This is a genomic window from Streptomyces sp. NPDC046727, assembly GCF_040645635.1.
GTDB lineage: Bacteria > Actinomycetota > Actinomycetes > Streptomycetales > Streptomycetaceae > Streptomyces.
Genome location: NZ_JBEYYR010000029.1, coordinates 46081 through 72283 on the forward strand (window position 1 = coordinate 46081; position 26203 = coordinate 72283).

Consider the following 26203-nt stretch of genomic DNA (forward strand, 5'->3'; position numbering starts at 1 on the left):
ATGGGCAGTTGGTCCTATGGCGGCCCCGAGAGCCACTCAGAGATTCTGGCGGTGCAGGGAGTCGAGGACGGCAACCTCGTCCTCGGAGAGCCGGAGGGCGCCTGCGGCGACGTTCGATGTCAGGTGGTGGGGGTCACCGGTGCCCGGGATGGCCAGCACGTGCGGGCCGCGGTGCAGGGTCCAGGCGATCCGGACCTGGGCGGGGCTGGCCCCATGTGCCCGGGCGACGGACAGGATCTCCGGATGGTCGCTGTCGCCCGCCCCGGCCTGGCGCCCGGTGGCGGCGATCGCGTAGAACGGTACGAAGGCGACACGTTGCTCGCCGCAGGTGCGCACGAACGCGTCCTGCTCGGGCCGCACTCCGAGCCCATACATGTTCTGCACGCAGACCACGGGCGCGATGGCCTGGGCCTCGGCGAGGTGATGGGGGCGGACGTTGGAGATGCCGAGGTGGCGGATGAGTCCGGCCTCGCGCAGCTCGGCCAGCGCACCGAAGCGCTCGGCGATCGAATCGGTGCCGGTGATGCGGAGGTTCACCACGTCCAGGTGGTCACGGCCGAGCTGACGCAGGTTCTCCTCGACCAGTCCGCGCAACTGCTCCGGCCTGGCGTGGGGCAGCCACGCTCCCGACGGGTCGCGTGGCTGGCCGACCTTGGTGGTGATGACGAGGTCGTCCGGGTAAGGGGCGAGGGCTCGGTTGATCAGTTCGTTGGCCGAGCGTAGCGCAGAGAAGTAGAACGCGGCGGTGTCGATGTGGTTCACGCCGAGCTCGACGGCGCGGCGCAGCACGCTGATCGCCTGGTCGCGGTCGCGGGGGACGGCGTCGCGCACCAGCGCCGTGCCGGTCTGCGGCAGGCGCATCGCCCCGAAGCCGATCCGGTTGACCGTCAGGTCTCCCAGCTTCCAGGTTCCCGATGCGGCCGCGGTGATCATCTCTGAGGTCATGCCGGAATGATCTCCACTCGCTATGGTGGCCGCCATTGATTCAGGTATATGTGAATCCTGGGGGACTCGTGGCGGAGCTTGCGTTCTCGGCGAGCGATGTGGCGCAGGTGCGGTTCGCCGTCTCGCCGATGTGGGAGGTAGGGGCCAGCTTCCGACTGCTGAGATCCGGTGCCGGGGATCCCGTGCACCGGCGTTGGCTGGAGCAGGTGCAGCCACGGGTCGCGGCTGCCGGCCTGGACAAGGCATGGCTCGCCGAACTGATCCCGCCCACGGGTTACGTCCCGGACTTCCTGAACCCGGCACCGACCGGGCCGGCCCCCACGCTGGCGGAGGAGCTGGCCGTGGTCGTGGCCTCTCCTGCCGACCGCATCCGCAAGGACCTCGACCACCTCGGATACCACCAGGGCGGCATCGGACCCCGGCTGCGGTCCTTGTATGCCGATCCACACACCCGCCTGGCCAAGGTCGCGGAGGAGATCGAGACCTACTGGGAGTTGGCACTCGCTCCCTACTGGGCGCGGATCCGCACGGTACTGGACGCCGACGTCTTCCACCGCGCCCGGCAGGTCTCGCAGTACGAACTGGCCACCTATTCAACGAACTCCATCCACAGGTCAGCTGGAACGACGACGTACTGCGGCTGGTCCGCTGGCCACGGCCCCTGTCCCGGGAGACGGCGGGCACAGGGATGCTCCTGATCCCTTCGGCCTTCAAAGGACCGGGCCTGTCCACGCGGGTCGCTCCGCCAGACCCGCCGCAACTCGCCTACCGGGCCCGCGGCAACGGCACGTTGTGGGAACGCCACACCGTCACCAGTACCGCGGCGATCGTCGCCGTGCTGGGCCGTGCCCGGACCCTCCTGCTCACGGAACTGGAGACTCCGGCCACCACGACAGAACTGGCCCACCGCACCGGGATCTCCAAGGCCGGGGTCTCCCAGAACCTCACGGCACTGCGCAATGCCGGCTTCGTCACCGCCCACCGGGCCGGCCGCTCAGTGCTGTACGCACGCACGTCCGTCGCAGAATCCGTCCTCGCCGCAGGCCAGTGACCCAACGACCGATCATTGCGTTTGTGGTGCGGCACCGCCAAGCCGCAGTTGAGACAGGCGCCGTTGCCGAGCACCGTCACGCCCTGACAGCGCTCGCTGAGCCCGGAGGCACGCCAGGTGTGCGCGTTCGCCGTGGTACCGGCACCGGACGCGTGGCCGCGATCACCAACCGCGTGTCCGCATCCACGATGACCTGCACATTCGGCGGAGAACCGGTAGGTGCGGCAGCACGAGTACGGGCGCCAAGAGCAGGGTGTTTGCGCCCCTGACTGAGCCGGCGGTGGGTACATCCGGGACGTGCATGCCTGCCTAGCCCCCGGGGACGCTCCCCTTTCGGGCGAAGTCCTCAGATGCAGGGGTCCCGGTGACGATCAGGGCGTCGTCTTCGTCCCGCGGTCGGTCCTCTTCCACCTGCAGCCTCGGGGACTCGTCACAGCATCACCTGGTCCTGGTACGGGGTGATCTGGAGCCAGTCGGCAGCTGTCAGGTTCCGCCGGCGCTGCGGATCGCCGTCCGGTATCACCAGGTCCAGGACGCCCCGCCCGCCTCGCAGGACCCCCTGATCCGTCACCGGTCCGGTGGTGGCCATCGAGCCGGTGTTGGTGGGGTGAGCACTACAGCGGTGCCCTGCAACGGATGACGCCCCGGGTAGCCGGTCATGCCGACGGCCCTGTTTCGAACGGTACTTCGGCGACCGGGTACCACTGGATGTGTGTGCCGTCGTGCCACTGTTCCACCGGGTGGATGCGGTCCACGGCCGGCGTGCTGGAGACCGGCTGTTCAATGTCGGCCAGGGCGGCTGTGCGGATGTCTGCGGCCTGGTGGGGCGTGTACGCGACCGGCGTATGTGGGTGGCGGCTGGGCACGGCCTGAGGTCGGCTCCGGTACGGGGCATCTCCTCGGTCGCGGCGTCGACGACGCCGGTGAACGTCTGCCGGGGCTGGACACCCGTTGTCCTTCACCGCGAGTTTGCCCATGGCGGGCGGGTCGAAGGTCAGCCTGCACGGCGTCACTGTTCGCACGGCGGCGGCGGTCTGCTTCTGCGGTACCGCGGAAGTTGCAGGAACCGGGCGGCTACTGCACCGGTTTGCAGGGGAGTTCAACCCTCTGCGGGACGCGGGCCACACAGGGCGGATCGTACGTTGTGGCATCACGACGGTGCCGGACGACCGCCGGCACCGCGCTCGGAAAAGGGGGAACGTATGAACAGGTCGTCGCAACCCTCGCGGTCTGCACGGTGGCGGCTTCCTCGTCGCGCAGAGGAGGGCAAGGAGGGCAAACAGACGAGGCTGCACATCGCTCGATGGGGAACCGGTGCCGTGGCCCTGGCGTCCGCCCTGCTCTTTGCCGGGACCACGGCCGCCGTGGCCGGTCCCGGACCCGCTGCCGGCACGGCGTCCTCGGCCGGTCAACTTGCAGCACCGTCCTGTCAGTCGGGGCGAACCTGCCTGTGGCCCAACGCGAACTTCCGCGGATCGGCGTACTTCTTCAAGAACGACTACGCTGACTTCACCCGGTTGAGCCGGCCCGCAGGGTGCACTCACGCGGGGTTCAACGACTGTGCGAGTTCGGCCTACAACGACGGTCGCCAGTGCACCGTGTACCTGTGGACGAGGATCAACTACAACGGGAGTTACCACAGTCTGTCCCGGGGGGACTACATCGTGGACTTCGGGTCGCGTTCGGGACCGCCGGCCGGGTACGGGGATCCGTCGTTCAATGACTCGGTGAGCTCGCTGCACTGGTGCACGCCGAGGTAGGCCGACGGTGAGAATCGCACGTGGGGGCCGGTGTCTGACACTGATCCTGGCCCTTGGCCTGGGCCTGGCCGGCTGCGTCTCCGCGCAGCCGGCCAGGCACCCGGAGGGCACCGCACCGGCCTCGCCCCGCGTATCGGTCACCGACCTGGCGACCCGGTCGGGCGCGTGGCCGGCCTCCCAGCACCTCCTCGAAACGGCGGTCAGCCGACTGGTGCAGCGGTGCCTTGACGCACACGGATTCGATGTCCCTGACGGGGATCCGCTGCCCCTGCCCGCACCGGAGGACGAGGCCGCGGCGATCGACCTGCCAGGCCGCCGGGATCACGGATACGGTCTGGGACCGGACTGGGACGGCTCGCCGCCGCGGCAGGCACAGGAGCGGTACTACGAGCGACTGCCCTCACGGGAGCAACGACGTTACGACATAGTCCTGTTCGGTCGGAAAGCGGACCGGGTCACTCTGGGCGTCGGTGGTCGGCAGACCGTGGGCATGCCGGGAAGGGGGTGTGAAGCGGACGGGCGTCGGGCCGTTGCCGGCAGTCTTGCCCTGTGGGCGCGCATCGTCTACACCCCGGACCAGTACGACAACCGTCTGGCCGGGCAGGTGGCACAGGCGCCCGGTTATCGTGCGGCGCTTGCCGCTTGGCGCAGGTGCATGACCAGCCGAGGCTACCGGTACGACACGCCTTCGGCCGCGCAGAGCGCGCTGCAGGAGAAGTATCAGCGCAACGGCGCCACAGCTGCCGTCCGCCGGCAGGAAAAAGTGGTGGCGGTCGCCGACGGCGAATGCGCTGCCCAGGTCCATCTGCCGTCAACCGCCCTGGCAGCGCGGCGGACTCTGGTGGCCTCACTTTCCGCAGCCGACCACAGATCCCTGGAGGATCTGGCGCTTCGCCGCGCTGCGGCGGTGCGTCGAGCCGCTGCTGTGCTGGCTGAACTCTCCCATCGCCCAGCGCCGGGACCTCACGACGGGGTGACGCCGGAGAGGGAAGGGTGAGAATCCGAGTCCCGGCCGGGTGAAATGGGCTGGTCAGGTCGGTTGACGTGGCGAAGCCCCTCGTCGTTGGTGTGGTGATCTCACTCAAGACGTTGGCACAGGTCGGTGCCGGGTTCGGAGTCTCCGAGGCCACCGCCTGGCGGTACGTGCACGAGACCGTCGAGATCCTCGCCTCGTGGGCGCCAAGACTGCACGAGGCCCTCGTCGGTCTGGGCGACGGCGACTTCGTCATCCGCGACTGCACCCTCATTCCCACCGACCGCATCAAAGCGGACGAGCCGTCCTACTCGCACAAACACAAGAAGCACAGCATGAACATCCAGGTCCTCGCACGTCCCGACGGCACACCACTCTGGTTCTCTGGGGCGACACCGGGACGGACCCACGACCTGACCGCGGCCCGCGCGCACGGCATCGTCCAGGTCTGTCTCACCCGCCGGATCCTCGTCCTGGCCGACCGCGCTTACCAGGGCGCCGGCGCCACCGTCCGTACCCCGTACTACGGCCACCGCGACCTGCCCGAGCCCTACCAGCAGTACAACCGCGACCACGCCGGCCTGCGCGCCCCTGGCGAACGCGCCTTCGCCCGCGTCAAGTCGTGGCGACTGCTGCGGCGAGCGCGCCGCGCAACCAATACTCAGGATGAAAGAGGTTCATTCAGTGTGCTCCCCGCACAACCAAGTGATCACCGTCCCCGAGCCCTTTGACCCCGAAGGGAGTTGCCAGGCCATGCGGGTGCGGTGCGGGGTTCGGAGGCGATCTAGTGGGTAGGGTAGGCATGTGAATGCTGAGGGTTTAGTACGGATCCGAGCCGCAGGAGTATCGGATGCGGCGGACATCGCGCGCATCCACATGGCGTCCCGGGCGGCCACCATGCCCTACCTTCCGCCGCAGAAACGCAATCACGAGCAAGTGACGCGGTGGGTGGAGGAAGTGATCCTCAAGGAGAGCCACACCTGGGTGGCAGTGCGCGGCGCTGAGCTGCTCGGCTACGCCGCCCTCAAGGGTGACCTGCTGGAGCACCTGTACCTGCGGCCGGACGTCCTGCGCCGGGGCGTTGGCACGCTCCTGCTGGATGAGGTGAAGCGGAATTGTCCCGGCCGACTGATCCTGCATGTCTTTGAACTCAACACAGGGGCACGCCAGTTCTACGCGCACCACGGCTTTACTGTACTCGAGCGTACCGACGGCAGCCGCAACATGGAGCATCTCCCCGATCAGACGCTGGAGTGGGTCTCTGTCGCGACCCGTTGAAGCCTTCTCTGCCAAAGGCCGGACTTCAGGAGTGTGAAAGACGTTGTGCGGAATCGCCGCGATCATCGACGCCCGGATCACCGACGAATCACCGGAAGCTGTCGCGCACCGCGACGAACAGCTGGCCCGTATGCTCGACCGGATCCGGCATCGCGGCGACGCGGAGTGCTTCGCGGAACGCCTGACGCGGCCTGGGATCGCGCTCGGAACCAACCGGCTGGCGATCGTCGACCGTGACCACGGTCGTCAGCCTCAGTCCGACACCAATGGGCTCGTCGAGGTCGTATTCAACGGAGAGCTGTACGAACACAGGGCGCTGCGCAAGGAGCTGGAGCGGCTCGGACACAAGTTCCGCACCAAGACCGATACCGAGGTCCTGCTCGTCGCCTATCTGGAGTGGGGGGAGTCGTTCGTCGGTCGTCTGGACGGGATGTACGCCTTCGTCCTGCACGACCGTCGCACCGGAACCTTCTTGGCGGCGCGTGACCACATCGGGATCAAGCCGCTGTATCACGTGGTGAGTGATGGTGTGCACTACTTCGCTTCGGAGCAGAAGTGCCTGATCGGTGTCACTGATGCCATCGAAGAGGTGCCGCCCGGTACCTACCTGGTGAACGGGCAACAGCCGGTGCGGCACTTCGAGTTGCGGACCGACCCTCCCCGCTGCTCGGAGCAGGAGGCGGTGACGCGCTACCGGGAGCTGCTCGACAACGCTGTGCGCAGGCAGACGGACACCGACCTGCCGGTCGCGGTGCTGTTCAGCGGGGGCATCGACAGCGCTGCGGTACTGGAGGCGGCCTGCCGGTTTCATCCCGCAGTGACGGCTTTCACTGTGGGGTACGAGAACTCGGCCGACGTAGAAGTGGCGCAACGGTACTGTGCCGAGCTCGGCATTCCCCACGTGGTCAGTTACCTGGACCAGGTCGTGATGGCCGAGATCGTCCCTACCGTGATCCAGGGCGCGGAGCTCTTCGAGGAGATCGACGTGATGGACTCCTGCGTCTCCTACGTCGGCTACCGGGCGGTGCGGGAACACGGCTTCAAAGTCGCACTGTGCGGAGAGGGTAGCGACGAAGTGCTGGCCGGGTACGCCCTGTTCAAGACCCACCCCGAACCGGACGAACTCATGCGGTACCGGACGCATAACCTGTACCGCACTGACCTGCAGCGGGTGGATCGGATGAGCATGCTCCACTCGGTGGAGACCCGGGTGCCGTTCTTGGACCGGTCTCTTATGGAGTTCGGCTACCGATTGCCGATGTCCCTGAAACTCCGGGACGGCGTGGAGAAGTGGGTGCTGCGCGAAGCCTGCCGGGGCCGGCTGCCGGTGTACATCAGGGACCGGGAAAAGAGCCGGATGTCGGACGGCAGCGGGCTGACGAACGGGGTGATGGCGAGTGCCCGGAGGGTGGCCTCGGCCGACAACTCGCTTGCGGACCGCCTCGGCATCGACACCGAGGAAGGCAGGTACTTTCTGAGGGAGTACCTGAAGGCGGGCTTCCCCGCCCCGCGTGAACGCAGCAAGCGAGCCGGGTTCGACTACCCGCACTCCGACCACTTCGAGTTCATTCCGTAGCGGCCCCGGACGTGTCGGTGTGGGCGCGGTGCGTACCCGTCGGGATGTCACCGAGGGCACGTATGTCGTGGCCGGGGCCATCACCACCATCGGGGTACACAGGCCCGGGCTGATCAGGTTGAGTTGGCGCCTGTGGTGAGGATGACGGTCTCGGTGGGCCCGCGGGTGTTCATGAGGGCGGCCGACACTGTGGACTGCAGCCTGGGCACGGCACACGCTCGGGCTGCCGCATAGGTGCCGACCGTCTTGCCGGCGATGGCGACCACGAGCATCAGTACGAGTTCGCCCAGGTTGGGTGCGGTGCCGTGCGAGAGGTCGACCCGCATCCCCGCCAGAACGAAGTATGCGGGCAGCAGCAGTCGGCCGGTGCCTGTGAGGAGGAGCCCGCCGAATACGACGATGACCACCGGCCCGGTCGAGCCCTGGTGGTGGTCCGCACGGGCGAACGGCAGGCGCGGGGAGGGTCTCACGAGGAGGAGCATCGCCCGTAGACGGACCGGGGCGAGTGCTGTCTGCCACTGACCGGCAGGGCGGCACCGAGGAAGACGACCGAGGCCGTTCGGCTCGGAGACCCTGGGGACGGCCAGGAGCAGGGCCGGCAGCAGCCCGCCGGTGAAGAGGGCGTCAAGGGTCCGAACGCTACTCCGAGGCGACGCGTTCCCGAACGGTGCACCGGCCCTGATGCCCCGTCACGTCTGAGACACGCGAGCGGGCTGCTGGGTCCCCCTGGTCCAGTGCATGCCGTCCTCCGTCTCCACCAGTCCGCCCTCGCGCAGCGGAATGTCCCCGGCGACCTCTCCGAAGGCGGCCTGCACCTGCAGTCGTTGGCCTTCCCAGTGCATCCGCGGTAGGTGGTCGCGCAGTGCGGCCCTGCGCTGGGCCCGGTACGTCTCCGAGACCAGCGCGCTTTCGCTGGAGGCGCCACCGCCGACCAGCCCGACGAAGGCCTCGGCCTGGGAGGAGGCGGCGTCGCGGGTGACCCGTGCGGCTTCCTCGAAGTACCGCTGCTCGTCCTGGTTGACGTCGTAGAACGCGGTCAGGAAGTCGTGGAAGAGGTGGTACTCCTTGCGATAGCGCGCTTCGTACTCGGTGAAGCACTCCTGCTCGGCGATCTCGCCGCGCAGTGCGGTGTTGATGGACCGGGCCGCCAGCAGGGCACTGTAGGTGGCGAGATGGACGCCGGAGGAGAACAGCGGGTCGATGAAGCATGCGGCGTCGCCGATGAGGACCATACCCGGACGCCAGAACGAGTCATGGAGATAGGAGTAGTCCTTGCGGATGCGCACCTGCCCGTACGGGCCGCTCTGCACACGGTGCGCCTCGGACAGGTAGTCCGACACAAGCGGGCACTCACTGATCAGGGCGGTCAGGGCCTCGACGCGGTCGCCCTGAACCCGGTGGGCCTGGTCCCTGCGCACCACCGCACCGACGCTGGTGAGCTTGTCGCTCAGCGGGATGTACCAGAGCCAGCCGGAGGAGGAGGCAACGCAGGTGATGTTGCCCGAGTTGGGCGCGGGCTGCCTCATGCCGCCTTCGTAATAGCCGTACAGCGCGATGTTCTGGAAGAACTCGGAGTACTGGCGGCGACCGCCGATACGGCCCTGCAGCCGGCTCTGGTTGCCGGACGCGTCCACGACGAAGTGGGCGCTGACCTCGTGTCGTACGCCGTGTTCATCGTCGTAGACGACGCCGCGGACTCGGCCGCCGTCCTCGACGATGTCGACGACGGTGCTGCGTTCCCGAACGTCGACGCCCTTGCGGCGGGCGTTGTCGAGGAGCAGTTTGTCGAACTTCATGCGCTCGACCTGGTAGGCGAAGGACGTGTGGCCTGCGAACTTGGGGGAGAGCGCGAAGTCGAACGTCCACGGCTCGGCGTTGGAACCCCAGCGGAAGGTTCCGCCGCGCTTCACCATGAACCCGGCCCGGCTCAGCTCCTCGGAAACCCCGAGCAGCCTGCAGATACCGTGCACCGTGGAAGGCAGCAGGGACTCGCCGATCTGATGCCGCGGAAACTGCTCCTTCTCCAGGAGCAGGACCCGGTGGCCTTGCATCGCGACGAACGCCGACGCCGATGACCCGCCCGGTCCGCCGCCGACAACTACTACATCGAAATCATGATCAACGGCCTGTGTCACGTCTGGACGCCCTTTCGTGCAGAGGAGCGGAGAACCGGATCAAGGGAAATGGGGAGGCAGCGGACTCTGACTGCCTGCAGTCCAGTGGATTCAGTCTCTGCTGGCGATGGTCTTGGGTCAACCGGGGGCTGCGGTAATTGCCGTGACGTATAGACTTCTTTGGTACCTTGATCATTAAACATTCATTTTTGGCCACCGGGACCCGGATGTCGTGGGCTGCTGCGCATGGTCGACGGCGTGCTGGTCGAGCGCACATTGTGCAGGTGGAGTGCGGTGGGGTGGGTGTGGCTGCGCTAAAGGGCGTCCAATTTTCCTGATGTCCGGAATTCGTTCTGTGGCGGGTCGCGGGAGCCTTGATAGCCTGATCTTCTGGCGTTGGTGGATGCGCCATGCAATGTGTTATTCGAAGCTCCCTCCAACCCATTTGCAGTGATGCATTCGAATCCTTCGATTTCCTCTCTTGTGTGGCTTGATCTGCAGTTGGGGGATTTACGGGGTGCATATGTCGGTAGGAACTGTCGGTCCGAATAGGCGACCCATTCCGTCGCGTCCGGAACGTGGCCGCGCCCCGCTGACCTATGCCCAGCGGGCCATCTGGCGCGCGGAACAGGTGTGGCCGGGCAGCGCACTGCACAACGAGAGCGCTGCCTTCCGTCTGGGCGGCGCGCTCGACGCCGACCGGCTGGTGCGCGCGCTGACCGAGGTGACGGGCCGGCACGAGTCCCTGCGCTCCCGCATCGCCGACGGCCCGGACAACGAACCCGTGCAACTGTTCCCCGACACCGTGCACGCCGCGGTGGAGCGGATCGACCTCACGAACCTGCCCGGCCCGGAGCGCGAACGCCGACTGGTCCAGCTGATCACCCACGCCACCACCACTCCGTTCGAGCTCACCCTGGCGCCGCTGATCCGCATTCAGCTGATCAGCCTGGCAGTTCAGGACCATGTGCTCCTGCTCGCCGCCCACCACATCGCGGTCGACGCCTGGGCCCTGGGGGTGTTTCTCGACGAAGTGGCGGCTCGCTACACGACACCGTCCGGTGCGGCGATCGAGGTGCCCGGCATCGGCGACTACGCGACCTGGCAGCGCGGCGAATTCGACGCCGGGCGGCACCTGGCGTACTGGCGCGGACGCCTCGGTGAGAAGCTGCCGGCGGTGGACTTTCCCGCCGCGCCCGGTGGTGGTGCCGACTCCCTGCCCGAGGGGCCTGACCACCTCGCCGGCAGGCTGCACCAGTGCACGGTCCCGGCGGACCTGGCGGCCGGTCTGGCGCAGCTGGGACGCACGGAGTTGGCCAGCCTGTCCACGGTGCTGCTCACGGCGTTCTGCACGGTCGTCGGCCGCCGTACCGGACGCGACAGCCTGAACGTGGGCATGCCCGTGGCCACCAGGAGCCGTCCCGGCCTGGCCGGCGTGGTCGGCCCGCTGCTGAACGTCATGGTCCACCGGGCGCACCTGCCCGGGCAGCTCACCTTCCGGGAAGCCCTGCGCCGGACCAGAGGCGCTCTGAAAGAGGACCTCCGGCACCGCGACACACCGCTCGACCTCGTCCTCCAGCACCTGGACAGCGGAACGGAGTCCCTGTTCCAGGTGATGTACGCCTTCCACAGTGGGCCGACCACCACCCTGGAGCTGCCGGACATCCACACCGTCCCGCTCCCCACGCACAGCGGCACCGCCAAGCACGACCTGTCGCTCTTCGTGCGCCCCCGGCCCTCCGGCGCGCTCGACCTGAGCCTGGAGTACCGGACCGCGACGCTTGACAGCGAGACGGTGGACGACCTCGCCCGGTCGTTGCTCTGTCTGCTCCGTGAGGTGGTCGAGGACGCCGAACGGTCCCTGGCGGAAGTACCGTTGCTCACACCGCAGGAACGCCGGCGGATCCTGGAGGACTGCGACACCAGCTCGCAGGAGAAGCCTCTGTGGGACGCCGTACCGCAGGTGCTGCGGGAGCTGGCGCTGCGGGACGGCACCGCGCTCGCCGTGCGCTCCCGGAGAACGGCGTTGACCCGGGCCGCGGCCGACGCCGCGGCCGACCGGGTCGCCGCCCGGCTGGCCGCGCGGTACGGGATCGAGCCCGGCGATCGGGTGGCCCTGCGGACGAGACGCGACGCCGGGATCGTCCCGCTGATGGTCGGGGTGTGGCGGGCGGGTGCCGTACTGGTACCGCTCGACGAGGCCCTGCCCCCGGAACGCGTCACGTACATGCTCGGCGACAGCGACGCGAAGGCAGTGATCACCGACGGCCGGGCGGACGGCGCAGCCCCCGGCGACCCGGGGAAGGCCCTGTGGCTGAGCGCCGCCACCCTGCTGGCCGAGGGCGAGGACGGACGTGTGCCGTACCCCGACGGGCCGGCTCCGGACGAGCTCGCCTACCTGATGTACACCTCCGGGTCCACGGGGACGCCCAAAGGCGTCGCTGTCACTCACGGCAATCTGGCCAATCTGCTGCACAGCGTCGCCCGCGAGCCCGGCATCACCGCGGACGACGTCCTGCTGGCCGTCACCTCAGTGGGCTTCGACATCAGCATGCTGGAGCTGTTCGCACCGCTGACCGTCGGCGGGCAGGTGGTGATCGCACCCCGCGAGACGGTGCGCGACGCCGACGCCCTGGCGGCCCTGCTGACCGACAGTGGCGCCACCCTGATGCAGGCCACGCCGTCCCTCTGGCGCGCCCTGCTGGACGGCGCCGCCCCGCCGAGGCTGCCCGGACTGCGCGTGTTCAGCGGCGGCGAACCGCTGGACAGGGACCTGGCCGACCAGCTGCTGGACTGGTGTGACGAGGTGTGGAACCTGTACGGCCCCACCGAGACCACCGTCTGGTCCACCGTCGGCCGGGTCCGCAAGGGAGAGCCGGTGACGGTGGGGCGCGCCGTCGCGCGCACCGTGTGCCATCTGTTGGGCCGCGACAACCAGCCCGTACGTCCCGGCAGTGTCGGCGAAGTGGTGATCGGCGGTGCCGGAGTGAGCACCGGATACTGGAACCGGCCCGCCCTCACCGCCGCCGCCTTCGTCGAGGACCCGGTGAACCCGCACGGGGGCCGGGTCTACCGCACCGGCGACCTGGGCCGCCGGCTGCCCGACGGGCGGCTCGTGATCCTCGGACGGGCCGACGGACAGCTGAAGATCCTCGGTCACCGCATCGAACTGCGGGAGATCGAGGCCGTGCTGGCCCGCCACCCGGCGGTGCGGAACGCGGCGGTGGTGGCGGACCGCGCGGATGGGGAAACGCCACGCCTTGCGGCCTTCGTGGCGACCGGGATCGACACGGACGAGGCGGAAGCGGCCACCGCGCTGCGGGCATGGCTGCGCCGGCACCTGCCCGCCGCGGTGGTGCCCGGCACCCTCGTCGTCCTGCCCGAACTGCCCCTGAACACCAGCGGCAAGATCGACCGGCGCGCCCTGGTCCACCTCGCCCGCACGGCGACATCGCCGTCCGGCGCCGAACCCGTCAGCCGGCTCGAACGCACCGTGGCCGACCTGTGGGCCGCAGTGCTGGGCACCGCTCCCGACCGGGTGCGCATGGCGGATGACTTCCTCGCCGCGGGCGGCAACTCGCTGGGCGCCACAAGACTCCTGGCCCGGGTGCGCGAAGCCCTCGGCACCGCGCCCTCACTGGCCGCCTTCTACCAGGACCCCACGCCCGCCGCCCTGGCCCGCACGGCGGCCGGCGCCGTCCATCCGGAGCCGCGGCGGGCAGCGGCCGACATCCTCCTGGGCGATCCGGTGCCCCTGACCGATCAGCAGCGCCAACTGTGGCTGCTGCACCGGCTGAACCCCGATTCGCCCGCCTACAACCTGGCCGCCGCCGTGCACTTCGACGGCCCCGTCGACACGGGCGCGCTCCACGCCGCCCTCGGCGACCTGGCCGCACGGCATCCGATCCTCACCGCCCGCTGCGACCTCCACGACGGCCAGCCGGTGTGGTGGCCCAGGCCGCATGCTCGCGTACCGCTGTCCGAGCCGGATGTGCCACGGGCGAGCGGGGACGCGCAGACCGTGCGGGACGCCGTCGCGGCGCTGGCCCGCGCGGAGGCCGCCCGCCCGTTCGACCTGTCGGCCGGACCGCTCCTGCGGGTCGGCGTCGTGCACCTTCCCGACAGCCGCGACGTGCTGCTTCTGTGCGCCCACCACCTCGCGGTGGACGGCTGGTCCGTGGGCGTCCTGCTGCGCGACCTCACCACTCTGTACGCCCACCGCACCGGCACCGGGGCCGCGCCGTCCCCCGCCTCCGCCGGCCTGGCCGGGTACGCTGCCGTCGCCGCGGGGCCTGCGGGGGAGGCGGCACGTGCGAAGCAGCTCGCGTACTGGACCGCCCGGCTCAAGGGCTACCCGGGCGTGCTGCACCTGCCCGCTGAAGTCACGCGCACCGAGGACGGGCCGCTGCCCGTGGCCATCCCGCACGAGCTGACCACCCGGCTCCGGCAGACGGCCTCCGAGCTGCGGGTCACCCCCTTCGTCCTGCTGCTCACGGCATTCGGGGCGCTGCTGGGACGTTACACCGGATCGGACGACATCGTGGTCGGGGTGCCGGTCGCGAACCGGGACCGCCTCGAACTCGACTCCGTCGTAGGGTCGTTGGCCAATCTGCTGCCCGTACGGCTGGATGTGTCGGGCCCCGGCACCTTCGCGGAGCTGGTCGCCCGCACCGCCCGGGCATTCGCTCGCGACCTGGACCACCCACTGGTCCCGCTGGACCAGCTGGTGTCCCGCCTGGGGCTCGACCGGTCCTCGGGCCGGACGCCGCTGGTGCAGGCGATGCTGACGCTGCAGGAGGCACCGCCCGCCGAACTCACGCTCGGCGACGTCCGCGGCCGGGTGGAGCCGCTGCACCCGGGCACGGCCAAGTACGAGATCGCTCTCTCCCTGGACGAGCACGCCGACCGGCTGGACGGGCACCTCGACGTCCCGGGCAACCGGTTCGGCCCGGGATCGGCGAACCGGTTCATGACACACCTCTCAGCACTGCTGACGGCCGGACTCGACGATCCGCGGCGCTCCCTGGACACCGTCGACCTCACGGACGGCGTCCTGCCGTCCCCTCGGCCGGTGCGCCCGCGCGGCGCGGCACGCCGCGATCACCCCCTGCCGGTGCACGAGGTGTTCCGGCGGCGCGCCCGGCTCGACCCCCGTGCGGTGGCGGTCCGCCACGAAGGTGCCGCCGTGGACTACGGGAGCCTCGACGCCTGGAGTGACCACATCGCCGGCGGGCTCGCCGAACCGGTTGCGGCTCCGGGCCGGTTCGTGGCCCTCCTGCTGCCCACCGGTCCCGTCCAGACCGCCGCCGCACTCGGGGTGGCGAAAGCCGGACTTGCCTTCTGCGCACTCGCTCCCGGCGATCCCGGCCCGCGGCTGACCGCACTGCTCGCCGACGCCGACCCCGTCCGCGTCCTCGCCACCCGGGAAGCACTGACCGCACACCCGGACCTGTGGGATCCGGTACACCGCCGCTTCGGAGGCGCACCGGTCGAGCTCGTACCGGAATCAGCCCCCGCGCCCGGCCATGGGGAGCCGCCCGCGGCACCGGCCCCGCGGCGGGAGGTCTCCGGCGGCGACCCGCTGTGCCTGGTGTACACCTCCGGTTCCACGGGAGTCCCCAAGGGCATCGTGCTACCGCATGCCACCTTCACCCAACTGGCCGCCTGGGAAAGGGAGTACTACGGCATCGGGCCGGGCGGGCGGATCGCACAGTGGGCCCCCTTCACCTACGACGCCGCCTACTCCGACATGTTCGCGGCTCTGTGCGCCGGAGCGACGCTGTGCATCGTCCCCGAGGACCGGCGCCGCGACCCACTGGCGGTGGCGGCATGGCTGCGGGCCGAGCGGATCACCAGGCTGGGGACGGTACCCGGCTTCTTCCACCTGGTCACCGAGGCCCTGGGGACCACGGAGACCAGCCTGCCGGACCTGGAACATGTGCAACTGGCCGGCGAGGCGGTACCCCCGCGCCTGGTGCAGGCATGGGCGCAGCGCCCCGACCGCCCGCGCCTGCACAACCTGTACGGCCCGACCGAATGCGTGATCGCCACCTACCGGGAACTGGGTCGGGCGGAGACCTTCGCGGACTCCGTCCCCATCGGTGTGGCCATTCCCGGCCGCGAGGTCCTGGTACTGGACCACCGGGGTCGGCCGTGCCCCGTGGGTGTGCCCGGAGAGATCCATCTGCGCAGCGACTTCCTGGCCGGCGCCTACCACCGGCGGCCCGAAGAGAGCGCCCGCGCCTACATCCCCGACCCGTGGCAGCCCGGCGGCACCTTGTACCGTACCGGCGACATCGGCCGCTGGACGGCGGACGGCGAACTCACCTTCGTCGGCCGCATCGGCAGCCAAGTGAAGATCCGGGGCAGCCGCGTGGAGCTCGAGGGCATCGAAGCCGTCCTCGAAGGCCATCCGCTGGTGCGCGAGGCAGCCGCCGCCGTGCACCAGGTCGGCGGGATCCAGCGACTGGTCGGATACGCGGTCACCGCCCCGGGCGTGGACGGCGACGAACTCCGCGCCCACCTGGCCGCCCGACTTCCCGCCCCGGCCGTCCCGGACACGGTGATGATCCTGCGGACGCTGCCCCGCACCCGCAGCAACAAACGGGACCGGGCCAGGCTGCCGCTGCCCGGGGCGCCGACAGCACAGGGCAGCGCACCCCTGGCCGGCCTGGAGCAGCTGGTAGCCGACGCCTGGCGGGAGGTTCTGGGCGGCGCCGCGGTGGGGCGCCACACCAACTTCTTCGAGGCGGGCGGCGACTCGTTGCGGGCGGCACGGCTTCAACTGGAGCTCAACCGCCTGCTGAACCGGCAGATCCCCTTGGTCGACGTGTTCGCCCGGCCCACCATCGCGCAGTTCGCCGCGGGCCTGGACGCGGCCGGGGCCGCACCGTCGGGCAAGGACAGCGGTGAGCCGCGCGGCGAGCGCAGGCGGGCTGCGATGCGCGTCCGGGCCCAGGCCCGGGGCCGCACCCGCGGCTCCGCCGGCGACACGGACGGACCGACACGAAAACCGACAGGGAGCTCCTGACATGGATATCGGCGGTGCGCTGGCGGAGCTGCGGCAGTCCCTGGGTTCGCGGGGCCTGGAACGGGTCGAGGAATGCCTGCGCATCCTCGTCGGGCAACAAGCCCCCGCATACCTGCATGACGACCAGGAACCGACCAGGCTGTTCTTCCCGGGGATCAGCGCACTGCCCTGGCACGACTCCAGCGGCCTGGCCTGGGTGGCCGAGATGGAGGCGGCCTACCCGCGCATCCGCGAGGAGTTCCTCGCCCTGCGCGAGGCGGACGCCGTGTTCGCTCCGTTCGAGGACCTCTACACCAAGGAGCTCGGCTGGCAGGGCTGGGACACGTACCAGCTGTACCGCAACGGCACATGGCGTGAGGAGGCACTGCAACGGTGCCCTGCCACCCGCCGGGCCCTGGACACCACCCCGCACGGCCCCCGCGACGCCATGTTCACCGTGCTCAACCCCGGTGTCCACATCACCCCCCACACCGGTGGCGTCAACCTGCTGCTCACCGCGCATCTGCCGCTGGTCGTCCCGCCCGGCTGCGGGATCAAGGTGGGCGACGAGGAGCGCGGCTGGGAGGAGGGCAAGGTCATCCTCTTCGACGACAGCTTCATCCATGAGGCCTGGAACCGCGGCACCCGGCAGCGGGCGGTCCTGCTCTGGGACATCTGGCACCCGGAACTGACCCCGGTCGAGATTCGTGCCCTGGAGATCCTCATGCCCCGCTTCCACCGCTACCTGATGGCCGTCTGACACCCCCCACCACTTCCACGGAGCGGACTTTGAACGCATACCAGCAGGCGCCGGAGGGCCCGGACGACACCGACAGCCGTGTCGCGATCATCGGCATGGCCGGGCGCTTCCCCGGCGCCGAGTCGACTCAGGCGCTGTGGGAGCTGCTGGCCTCAGGCAGTGTGGTCCTGAGCCGCTTCACCCCGCAGGAGCTGCGTGCCGACGGGGTGCCGGACGCCGACGCGGCACAGCCCGGCTACGTGCCGGTCAAGGGCATCCTCGACGACATCGCCGGCTTCGACTCCCCGCTGTTCGGCTACAGCGGCCTGGAGGCCTCCGTCATCGACCCCCAGCAGCGGATCTTCCTGGAGTGCGCCTGGACGGCTCTGGAGGACGCCGGCTGCGATCCGGAACAGTACCCGGGCACGGCCGCGGTGTTCGCGGGCTCCATGCTCAGCACCTACCTCATCCACAACCTGCTGCCGCGCACCGACCTGAAGGCCTCGCTCGGCGTACCGATGATCTTCCAGGGCAACGCTCCGGACGCTCTCGCGACCCGGGTCGCCTACAAGTTCAACCTGCGCGGTCCGGCGGTCAACGTCCACACCGCCTGCTCGACCTCGCTGGTCGCCGTCCACCAGGCCGTGCAGAGCCTGCTCTCGCAGGAGTGCGATGTGGCGCTCGCCGGTGGCGTCTCGGTGACCGTACCCCAGCGCTCCGGCTACTTGCCCGCCGCGAGCGGCATCGAGTCACCCGACGGGCAGTGCCGTCCGTTCTCCGCCGACGCGGACGGCACGGTCTTCAGCAACGGGGTCGGTGTGGTCGTCCTCAAACGGCTGGCCGACGCACTCGCCGACGGCGATCGCGTGCACGCCGTGATCCTCGGCTCCGCCGTCAACAACGACGGCGCCCAGCGGGCCGGTTACACGGCACCGGGCGTCGCCGGGCAGACCGCGGTCATCCGCGAGGCGCTGTCGATGGCCGGGGTCAGCCCGCGGACCATCAGTTACGTCGAGGCACACGGCACCGGCACGCCGATCGGCGACCCGATCGAGGTGGCCGCGCTCACCGCGGCCTACCGGGCGGCCGCTCCCGGCGAGAGCGACCGGGGCTGGTGCGCGCTCGGGTCGGCCAAGGCGAACCTCGGCCACCTGGACGCCGCGGCCGGAGTGACCGGTCTGATCAAGGCCGTCCTGGCGCTCGGCCACCGGCAGATCCCGGCACCCCCGCACACCGGTCGGCCGCACCCCGACCTGGGGCTGGCCGACAGCCCCTTCTTCGTCCCCCGCGAGACGACACCCTGGCCGACGGCCGACGGTCCCCGGAGAGCCGCCGTCAGCTCGTTCGGCATCGGCGGCACCAACGCCCACGTGATCCTCGAAGAGGCCCCCGAACCCGCTCCGCGGCCCGCCCCCGAACCCCCGGACCTGCCCGTCGCACTGCCGCTGTCGGCCCGCACCGAAACCGCGCTCGACACCCTGACAGCCCGCCTCGCCGACCACATGGCGGCCACGCCGGAGCTGCGCGTCGACGACGTCGCACGCACCCTGCGCGCGGGACGGCGGCAGCTGCGCCGGCGACGGGTCGTCGTCGCGGCCGACACCGCCACCGCGGCCCGGGCACTGCACGAACAGGACCGCCGGGCCTGCGTGACGGGGACCAGCACCCGCGACGACGCCCCGGTCGGGTTCCTGCTCCCCGGCCAGGGGGCGCAGTTCCCCACCATGGCCGTCGGACTGCACCGCGCGCACCCCGTCTTCCGGGCCGCCCTCGACGAGTGCGCCCGCCTGCTCCGCCCCCACCTGGGCGCAGACCTCGTCGAGTTGCTGCGCAACGGAGGCGAGGACGAACTGCGCCGCACCTCCGTCACCCAACCCGCCGTCCTGGCGGTCAGCTGGGCCCTCGCCCGGTTGTGGGAGCACTGGGGAGTCCAGCCCAAGGCGCTGCTCGGTCACAGCCTCGGGGAGTACACCGCGGCGCTCCTCGCCGGCGTCCTGGAGCTGCCGGAGGCGCTGGCCCTGGTCGCCGCACGCGGCAGACTGCTCGAACAGACCGAGCCCGGCGGCATGGTCGGCATCTCGCTGCGCGAAGCCGACGCACTGGAGGTCGCGGAGCGGTACGGACTCGACCTCGCGGCCGTCAACGGGCCACGGGCGGCCGTGCTGTCCGGTGCCGCGCGGGCCGTGGACTCGGCGATGCCCGCACTCGCCGAGCAGGGCCTGCATCCGGTCCGGCTGGGCGTCGACCGCGCTTTCCACAGTGCCCTGTGCGCGCCGGTCGCGGAGCTGCTCGCCCATGAGTTCAGCACCCTCACCCTCACAGCACCCCGCATCCCCTTCGTCTCCGACGTGACCGGTGGCTGGATCACCGACGACCAGGCGGTCGACCCGGATTACTGGACGCGGCAGATGTGCTCCCCGGTCCGCTTCCACGACGGTCTGCGTACCCTCGCCTCGCTGGACGACGACCTCGTCCTGGTCGAGACCGGGCCCGCAGGCGTGCTCACCGATCTGGTGCGGGCGGCCCGGGACACCGATACCGCACCGCGCTACCTGGCCCGCCCGCCGCTGCCGCAGCGCGGGAGGCGGTCGGAGGCGGACGAGCCCCGCGCGGCGGTCCTGTCGCTGGCGGACCTGTGGACCCAAGGGGTCGCCGTCAACTGGGAGCCCCTCGGCGACGACGCGCGGGTGACCACCCTGCCCGGATACCCCTTCGAGCGCCGGCCCCACTGGATCGAACCCCACCCGGCGGGCGGGCCGGCCACCGAGGAGCCGCCCGCCGTCCGGGAAGCGGACCCGGTCGACGCGGTGCACGCAAGAGCCGTCTGGCGCCCGCTGCCCGCACCCGACGGGGACCCCTTCGGCGGCCGTCGGCGGACCTGGCTCGTCCTCCTCGACCGCGAAGGCCGGGCCCAGTCCTTGGTGGATCTGCTCACCAGCAACGGACAGATCGTCACGGTCGTACAGCCCGGCACCGCGTACCGCAGGGTCCGCCGTGGCGTCTACGAGATCGACCCCGACGACCAGGCCCAGTACACCAAGCTCCTGGCAGACCTGCGGTCCCTGGTGCGCACGCCCACCGCAGCCCTGTACGCCTGGGGCCTGGACACCGCCGGCCCGGACGAGACCCAGGGCTATTTCGGACTCGTCCGGCTCGCCCGCGCCCTGTCCGCCGAACGCGTGGTCAACGAGGTCAGGATCGGCGTCCTGACCGCGGGCGCCCTGCACGCCGACCCCGCGGACCTGCCAGACCCCGCGGCAGCCTTGCTCAGCGGCCCGGTTCAGGTGCTGCCCGAGGAGTACGGCAACCTGCGCTGCACCCAACTCGACCTGGCACGCGACCAGGTCCCCGACACAGCCGCCGCGGCGGTCCTCGTCGCGGGCGCACTCGCCGCACCGGGCGGGCCGGTCGCCCTGCGCTCCGGCCGGCTGCTCAGCCGCGCCGTCGAACCCGTGCACCGCCCGGTTCCCGACTTCATGCCCGTGCGGCTGCGCCACGGCGGCACCTACCTGATCACCGGCGGTCTCGGCGGCATCGGACTGGCGCTCGCCCGCCAGCTGGCACGCGTCTGCGCGGCCCGTCTCGTCCTCCTCGGCCGCAGAGCACCCGAGGAGTACGGAGGGGAGGCCGCACAGGCTCTGCGGGATCTTCGGGCAACCGGCACCGAGGTCCTCACCGTGCAGGCGGACATCACCGACCGGGCGGCGCTGGCCCGCGCTCTGGACCTGGCCCGTGAGCGGTTCGGGCACATCGACGGCGTCGTGCACGCCGCCGGTCTCCCCGGCGGCGGCTCCGTCGAACTGCGCACGGACGACGAGATGCGCGCCGTCATCGCACCGAAGACCACCGGCGTGCGCAACCTGCTGGCAGAGCTGCGGCCCGACGAGGCAGGACTGCTCGTCCTGTGCTCCTCGCTGGCCACCCTCGTACCCACCTACGGCCAGGCCGACTACGCTGCCGCCAACTGCTATCTCGTCGGGGTCGCCGAAGCCGAGAACGCCACGGGCCGGCGCCACGCCATCGCCGTGGACTGGGACATGTGGGGCGAGGCCGGCATGGCCCGCCGCGCCCAGGTGCCGGCGGATCTCCGGGACTTCCAGCAGACCATGCTCGCCGGCGCCCTCACCACCGAGCAGGCGACCCGGGCCTTCGCGGCCCTGCTCCAGGGGCCTGGCGGCAGGGCCGTCGTGGCCCGCGCCGGGACCCCCGTCGCCGCGGACGGCACGCTCGCCTTCGCTCCCGCGCAGGCACCCCGACTCACCGCCCGGCAGCCGAGGCCCGAACTGTCCACTGCGTACACGGCACCCCGGACCAGCACCGAGCAGTGGCTCGCCGAGGTCTACGCCGAACTGCTCGGTGTGGAACAGGTGGGCGTCCACGACGACTTCCTCGAACTCGGGGGCCATTCGCTGCTCGCCGCGCGGATCGTGGCCAGACTCCGCGCCGAGTTCGACGTCGAGGTACCGGCCCGGGTGTTCTTCGAGGGCGGCCGTGTCTCGGACCTCGCCGCGGAAATCGAAGAGCTCATCCTCACCGAAGTGGAGGGACAGTGACGGCCTCCCCCCACGAGCCGCCGGACACCGGCGGTCAGGAGCGGAACGCCCGGCTCGCCCGGCTCAGCCCGGAACAGCGCGCCCTGTTCGAAGCACGCCTGCGCGGCCGTGGCGGTGCCCCGCGCGAGCAGCCGGGCGACGGACCGGTGCCCCGCGGCGACCGGGAGGCGCCCGCACCGCTGTCGGCGGGCCAGGAGCGGCTGTGGTTCCTGGAGCAGCTGACCCCTCACCAGGCCATGTTCAACGAGTACGTGGCGCTGCGGCTGACCGGGTCCCTCGACGTGCCGGCGCTGGACGCCGCCCTGACCGCGCTGACAGTACGCCACGAAGCCCTGCGCACCGTCGTCGTACAGAGCGGTGGCGCTCCACGGCAGCGGGTCCTCGCCCCCGCGGGATCCGTCCTGCGGACCGTGGAGCTGGACGGCGACGCACCCGACGCCGAACGCGAGCTCGCCCGGCAGGAGGCGGCCCGGCCGTTCGACCTGGAGCAGGGCCCGCTCTTCCGCGCCCTGCTGATCCGCTCGGGACCGCGGAACGCGCTGCTCGTGGTGGTGAACCACCACATGGTGGGCGACGCCTGGTCGCGCAGCGTCCTCGTGGACGACCTGTGCGCCGCCTACCGAGCCTGCCTGGATCACGGCCACGCAGCCCAGCCGCTTCCCCTCCAGTACGCGGACTGGGCGGCGTGGCAGCGTGCCCGGACCACCGAGGAGGCGGTGGCCGATCCTCTGGCCTACTGGCGGCGGCAGTTGGACGGCGCACCGGGCCTGCTCGACCTGGCCACGGACCGCCCGCGCCCGCCCCTGCCCTCGTACCGCGGCGGACAGGTCCGCTTCGTCCTCGACACCGAACTCACCGCGGCCGTCGAGGGCACGGCCCGCGCGCTGCGCGCCACCCCCTTCATGGTGACCCTGGCCGCCTGGCAAGCCGTCATGATGCGCCACTCCGGGCAGGAGGACGTGGTCGTCGGCGTACCGACCGCCGGACGCGACAGGCCCGAACTGGAAAAACTCGTCGGCATGTTCGTCAACAGCGTGGCGGTGCGTACGGACCTGTCCGGCAACCCCTCCTTCAGCGATCTCGTCGCACGGGTGCGCGAAGCCGCCCTCGGTGCGCTTGCCCACGCCCAGGTGCCCTTCGAACGGGTCGTGCGCGAGCTGCAGCCGGAGCGCGACCTCGGCCACGGCCCGCTCTACCAGGTGCAGTTCGGCTACCGGAACGTCCCTGCCCGTCACTTCTCCCTGCCCGGCCTGACCGTCGAACAGGTCGAGCTCCACAACGGCACGTGCCGGACCGACCTCAGCCTCGAACTGGGACGCGACGGTGCGCGCACCCTCGGCATCTGTGAGTACAGCAGCGACCTGTTCGACGAGGCCACCGTCCAGAGGTTCGTCGACGCCCTGCTGCGGGTGCTGCGCCGCGGGACGGGCGACCTCGGTCTCCCCCTGAGCGAGCTGCTCGCGCTCACCGACGAGGAACGTGCGGAACTCGACGCCACGGGCCAGGGCCCGGCACTTCCCGCCGACGCCGCCGACATCGTCGACACCTTCGCTGCGACGGTACGCGCACATCCGGACGCCGAAGCCCTCGTCACCGTGGACGGCGCCACCCGCCTGACGCTCACCTACCGGCAGCTGGACCATCTCGTGGACCGGATACTGGGACGGCTGCGAGCTGCCGGGGTGCGCCCCGGAGACCGGGTCGGGCTGTATCTGCGGCGAGGAGCGGAACTGCCCGCCGCCATGCTCGCCGTACTCCGGGCCGGGGCCGCGTACCTGCCGCTGGACCCCGGTTACCCCCTTGCCCGCACCCGGTACGTGCTCGACGATGCCGCCCCCACCGTCGTCCTCGTGCACGCTGCCACCCGTGGTCCACTCCCGGACGGCGTACCGCAGCTGGACCTGGACGCTGCCGAGGCGCCCACCGCGCCGGCGGAGAGCAGCTCGCCGGCGGTGCCCGACCAGGAGAGCGCCGCCTATGTCATCCACACCTCCGGCTCCACCGGCACTCCCAAGGGCGTGGTGGTCAGGCGCCGCAACCTCACCGCCTTCCTGGCAGCGATGGACGAGGCGGTCGGTGACGGCGACGAGCGGCCGACCTGGCTCGCGGTGACCAGCGCGTCCTTCGACATCTCCGTGCTCGAACTGTTGTGGACCCTGAGCAGGGGACACCGCGTGGTGCTCAGCCCGGACCCCGGCCCTCGGCCCGCAGCCACGCCGGCCAGGGCACCGGAGTTCAGCCTGTTCTACTTCGCGAGCGACACGGACGAGACCGCGCCCGGGCCCGACCGGTACCGGCTGCTGATGGACGGGGCGAGGTTCGCCGACACCCACGGGTTCAGCGCCGTGTGGCTGCCCGAACGGCACTTCCACGCCTTCGGCGGCTCCTACCCGGCCCCCTCCGTGCTCGCCGCGGCGGTCGCCCAGGTCACCGAACGGGTCGGGATCCGGGCCGGCAGTGTCGTGATGCCCCTGCACCACCCGGTGCGCGTGGCCGAGGAATGGGCCGTGGTCGACAACCTGTCCGCAGGACGGGTCGGACTGTCCTTCGCCTCCGGCTGGCACATCGACGACTTCGTCCTGGCCAAGGACGCCTACGACCAACGGCAGGCCCTCACCCTCCAGGGCATGGACCAGGTACGGCGGCTGTGGCGCGGCGAACGCGTCGCCTTCCCGGCACCCCGCGGCGGCACCCTGAACACCGCCGTACTGCCCACCCCCGTCCAGGCCGAACTGCCGTACTGGCTCACCTCCTCGGGCAACCCCGAGACCTGCCGCCGGGCCGGCGAGGCGGGCGCCCGGCTGCTGACGCATCTGCTCGGGCAGGACGTGGACACGCTCGCCGAGCGGATCGGTGAGTACCGAGCGGCCTGGCGGGAGGCAGGTCACCCGGGACAACCGCACGTCACGGTGATGCTGCACACCTACATCGGGACCGACGCCGCCGACGTGCACGCGGTCGCACGGCAGCCGTTCCGCGCCTACCTGCGCTCCTCCATCGGGCTGATCGAGAATCTCGCGCGCAGCCTGGGCATGGACCTCTCGGCCGCCGACTTCACCCCGGAGGACGAGGAGGCCCTGCTCGACCACGCCTGCACCCGCTATCTCAACGACGGCGCGCTCATCGGAACCGCCGAGCAGTGCCTGCCGCTGGTCCAGCGGCTCGCCGCCATCGGCGTGGACGAGATCGCCTGCCTGCTCGACTTCGGCGTCCCCGCCCAAGCCGCCCTCAACGCGCTGCCCCGGCTGGACGAACTGCGTCGCCGGGCCGCCCGGCAGCAGGCCACAGCCCCCGCCGCGGCCACCCCCCACGACACCTTCGACATCCCGCTCACCAGCCTGATCCAGGAGTTCGGCGTCACCCACCTCCAGTGCACCCCGTCGCGGGCCAGGGCCCTGCTCGACGAACCGACGCCCGAGGCGCTGCGCCCGCTGCGCCGGATCCTGCTCGGCGGCGAGCCCCTGGAGGCCGAACTCGTGCGACGGCTGGCCCGGCACACCGGCGCGGAAGTGCGGAACATGTACGGGCCGACGGAGACGACCGTCTGGTCCACCACCGACATCGTCGACCCCGGCAGCACGGCCGTCACCATCGGAGGCCCCATCGCCGGAACGACGGTCAGCGTGCTCGACCCGCACGGACGACGGACCCCGATCGGCGTACCGGGGGAGCTGTACATCGGCGGTGCCGGGGTGACCGCCGGATACCTGGGCAAGCCGGACCTCACCGATGAGCGTTTCGTGTCCGATCCCCGGGATCCGGACGCCAGGATGTACCGGACCGGTGACATCGTCCGCGTCTGCGGGGACGGACGACTCGCCTACCTGTCGCGCAACGACCAGCAGGTCAAGATCCGCGGCTTCCGCGTCGAGACGGGAGAGGTGGAGGCGGCGCTGGCCGGCGCACCCGGCGTCCGCCAGGCGGCCGTCACGGTGTGGGAACCCGAACCAGGGGACCGGCGGTTGGTGGCCCACCTCGTGCCCCGGCCCGGGGCGGCGCTGGACCTGGCCGCCGTGCGCAGCCACGTCTCCGCCCTGCTGCCCGGCTACATGGTCCCCTCGGCTTTGAGCGCGATCGAGGCGCTGCCCCTGACGGCCAACGGAAAGCTCGACCGGGCCGCACTGCCCGCGCCGCGGCTCGCCCCGTCCAGGTACGCGGCCTCCTCCAGGGACTCCGGAACGGCTTTCACGAACCCGCGCAGCATC

General features: G+C 70.9%; 13 protein-coding genes and 3 pseudogenes. 11 read left to right on the forward strand and 5 right to left on the reverse strand.

Features of this window, described 5'->3' with window-relative positions; translation table 11 throughout:
• Positions 1 to 36 precede the first annotated feature (36 nt).
• Entirely contained in the window at positions 37 to 945 is a 909-nt protein-coding gene (locus ABZ937_RS29780; protein WP_361696411.1) for an oxidoreductase, read from the reverse strand.
• 68 nt (positions 946 to 1013) lie between these two features.
• On the opposite strand from ABZ937_RS29780, the gene ABZ937_RS29785 reads away from it, so the two are divergent.
• Positions 1014 to 1643, forward strand: coding sequence for a hypothetical protein (locus ABZ937_RS29785; protein WP_361696412.1), 630 nt, complete (start codon positions 1014 to 1016; stop codon positions 1641 to 1643).
• The gene (locus ABZ937_RS29790; protein ID WP_361696413.1) at positions 1634 to 1996 is read left to right on the forward strand and encodes a winged helix-turn-helix domain-containing protein; all 363 of its coding nucleotides are present in this window, start codon (positions 1634 to 1636) and stop codon (positions 1994 to 1996) included. Before ABZ937_RS29785 ends, ABZ937_RS29790 begins: the two co-directional genes overlap by 10 nt.
• Before the next feature lie 17 nt (positions 1997 to 2013).
• Here the strand turns inward: ABZ937_RS29790 and ABZ937_RS29795 are convergent.
• A pseudogene (locus ABZ937_RS29795) lies at positions 2014 to 2220 on the reverse strand (IS5/IS1182 family transposase); the annotation flags it as partial.
• Positions 2221 to 2426: 206 nt separating this feature from the next.
• Entirely contained in the window at positions 2427 to 2585 is a 159-nt protein-coding gene (locus ABZ937_RS29800; RefSeq protein ID WP_361696414.1) for a hypothetical protein, read from the reverse strand.
• A 613-nt stretch (positions 2586 to 3198) separates the two neighbouring features.
• Between ABZ937_RS29800 and ABZ937_RS29805 the strand changes: the two genes are divergently transcribed.
• The 5 genes and pseudogenes from ABZ937_RS29805 to ABZ937_RS29825 all read left to right on the forward strand — a co-directional run bounded on the left by ABZ937_RS29805 (position 3199) and on the right by ABZ937_RS29825 (position 7583).
• Positions 3199 to 3756: a peptidase inhibitor family I36 protein gene (locus ABZ937_RS29805; protein ID WP_361696415.1), complete on the forward strand. Its 558-nt coding sequence runs from the start codon at positions 3199 to 3201 to the stop codon at positions 3754 to 3756.
• Between the two features lie 7 nt (positions 3757 to 3763).
• Positions 3764 to 4753, forward strand: coding sequence for a hypothetical protein (locus ABZ937_RS29810; protein WP_361696416.1), 990 nt, complete (start codon positions 3764 to 3766; stop codon positions 4751 to 4753).
• 89 nt (positions 4754 to 4842) lie between these two features.
• A pseudogene (locus ABZ937_RS29815) lies at positions 4843 to 5460 on the forward strand (transposase family protein); the annotation flags it as partial.
• 73 nt (positions 5461 to 5533) lie between these two features.
• Complete coding sequence (locus ABZ937_RS29820) at positions 5534 to 6007, forward strand: GNAT family N-acetyltransferase (RefSeq protein ID WP_361696417.1); 474 nt, start codon at positions 5534 to 5536, stop codon at positions 6005 to 6007.
• Positions 6008 to 6050: 43 nt separating this feature from the next.
• A complete protein-coding gene (locus ABZ937_RS29825; protein ID WP_361696418.1) occupies positions 6051 to 7583 on the forward strand; it encodes an asparagine synthase-related protein in 1533 nt (510 codons plus the stop codon).
• Between the two features lie 113 nt (positions 7584 to 7696).
• Here ABZ937_RS29825 and ABZ937_RS29830 read toward each other — a convergent pair whose 3' ends face one another.
• Both ABZ937_RS29830 and ABZ937_RS29835 read right to left on the reverse strand, forming a co-directional pair.
• Positions 7697 to 8053, reverse strand: coding sequence for a cation:proton antiporter (locus tag ABZ937_RS29830; protein WP_361696419.1), 357 nt, complete (start codon positions 8051 to 8053; stop codon positions 7697 to 7699).
• Positions 8054 to 8272: 219 nt separating this feature from the next.
• Complete coding sequence (locus ABZ937_RS29835) at positions 8273 to 9718, reverse strand: FAD-dependent oxidoreductase (RefSeq protein WP_361696420.1); 1446 nt, start codon at positions 9716 to 9718, stop codon at positions 8273 to 8275.
• Positions 9719 to 10220: 502 nt separating this feature from the next.
• Here ABZ937_RS29835 and ABZ937_RS29840 point away from each other — a divergent pair.
• From ABZ937_RS29840 to ABZ937_RS29855, 4 genes and pseudogenes are all read left to right on the forward strand, one after another.
• Entirely contained in the window at positions 10221 to 16727 is a 6507-nt protein-coding gene (locus ABZ937_RS29840; protein ID WP_361696421.1) for an amino acid adenylation domain-containing protein, read from the forward strand.
• Position 16728: 1 nt separating this feature from the next.
• On the forward strand, positions 16729 to 17466 hold the full coding sequence (locus tag ABZ937_RS29845) for an aspartyl/asparaginyl beta-hydroxylase domain-containing protein (RefSeq protein ID WP_361696422.1): 738 nt from the start codon (positions 16729 to 16731) through the stop codon (positions 17464 to 17466).
• Positions 17467 to 17495: 29 nt separating this feature from the next.
• Complete coding sequence (locus ABZ937_RS29850; protein WP_361696423.1) at positions 17496 to 21998, forward strand: SDR family NAD(P)-dependent oxidoreductase; 4503 nt, start codon at positions 17496 to 17498, stop codon at positions 21996 to 21998.
• A 146-nt stretch (positions 21999 to 22144) separates the two neighbouring features.
• A pseudogene (locus tag ABZ937_RS29855) lies at positions 22145 to 26092 on the forward strand (MupA/Atu3671 family FMN-dependent luciferase-like monooxygenase); the annotation flags it as partial.
• Between the last annotated feature and the right edge of the window lie 111 nt (positions 26093 to 26203).

Bases quoted from the DNA above. Each gene is read 5' to 3' on its own strand.
- ABZ937_RS29780 (WP_361696411.1), bottom strand. From the start codon at position 945: ATGACCTCAGAGATGATCACCGCGGCCGCATCGGGAACCTGGAAGCTG.
- ABZ937_RS29790 (WP_361696413.1), top strand. From the start codon at position 1,634: ATGCTCCTGATCCCTTCGGCCTTCAAAGGACCGGGCCTGTCCACGCGG.
- ABZ937_RS29800 (WP_361696414.1), bottom strand. From the start codon at position 2,585: ATGGCCACCACCGGACCGGTGACGGATCAGGGGGTCCTGCGAGGCGGG.
- ABZ937_RS29805 (WP_361696415.1), top strand. From the start codon at position 3,199: ATGAACAGGTCGTCGCAACCCTCGCGGTCTGCACGGTGGCGGCTTCCT.
- ABZ937_RS29840 (WP_361696421.1), top strand. From the start codon at position 10,221: ATGTCGGTAGGAACTGTCGGTCCGAATAGGCGACCCATTCCGTCGCGT.
- ABZ937_RS29845 (WP_361696422.1), top strand. From the start codon at position 16,729: ATGGATATCGGCGGTGCGCTGGCGGAGCTGCGGCAGTCCCTGGGTTCG.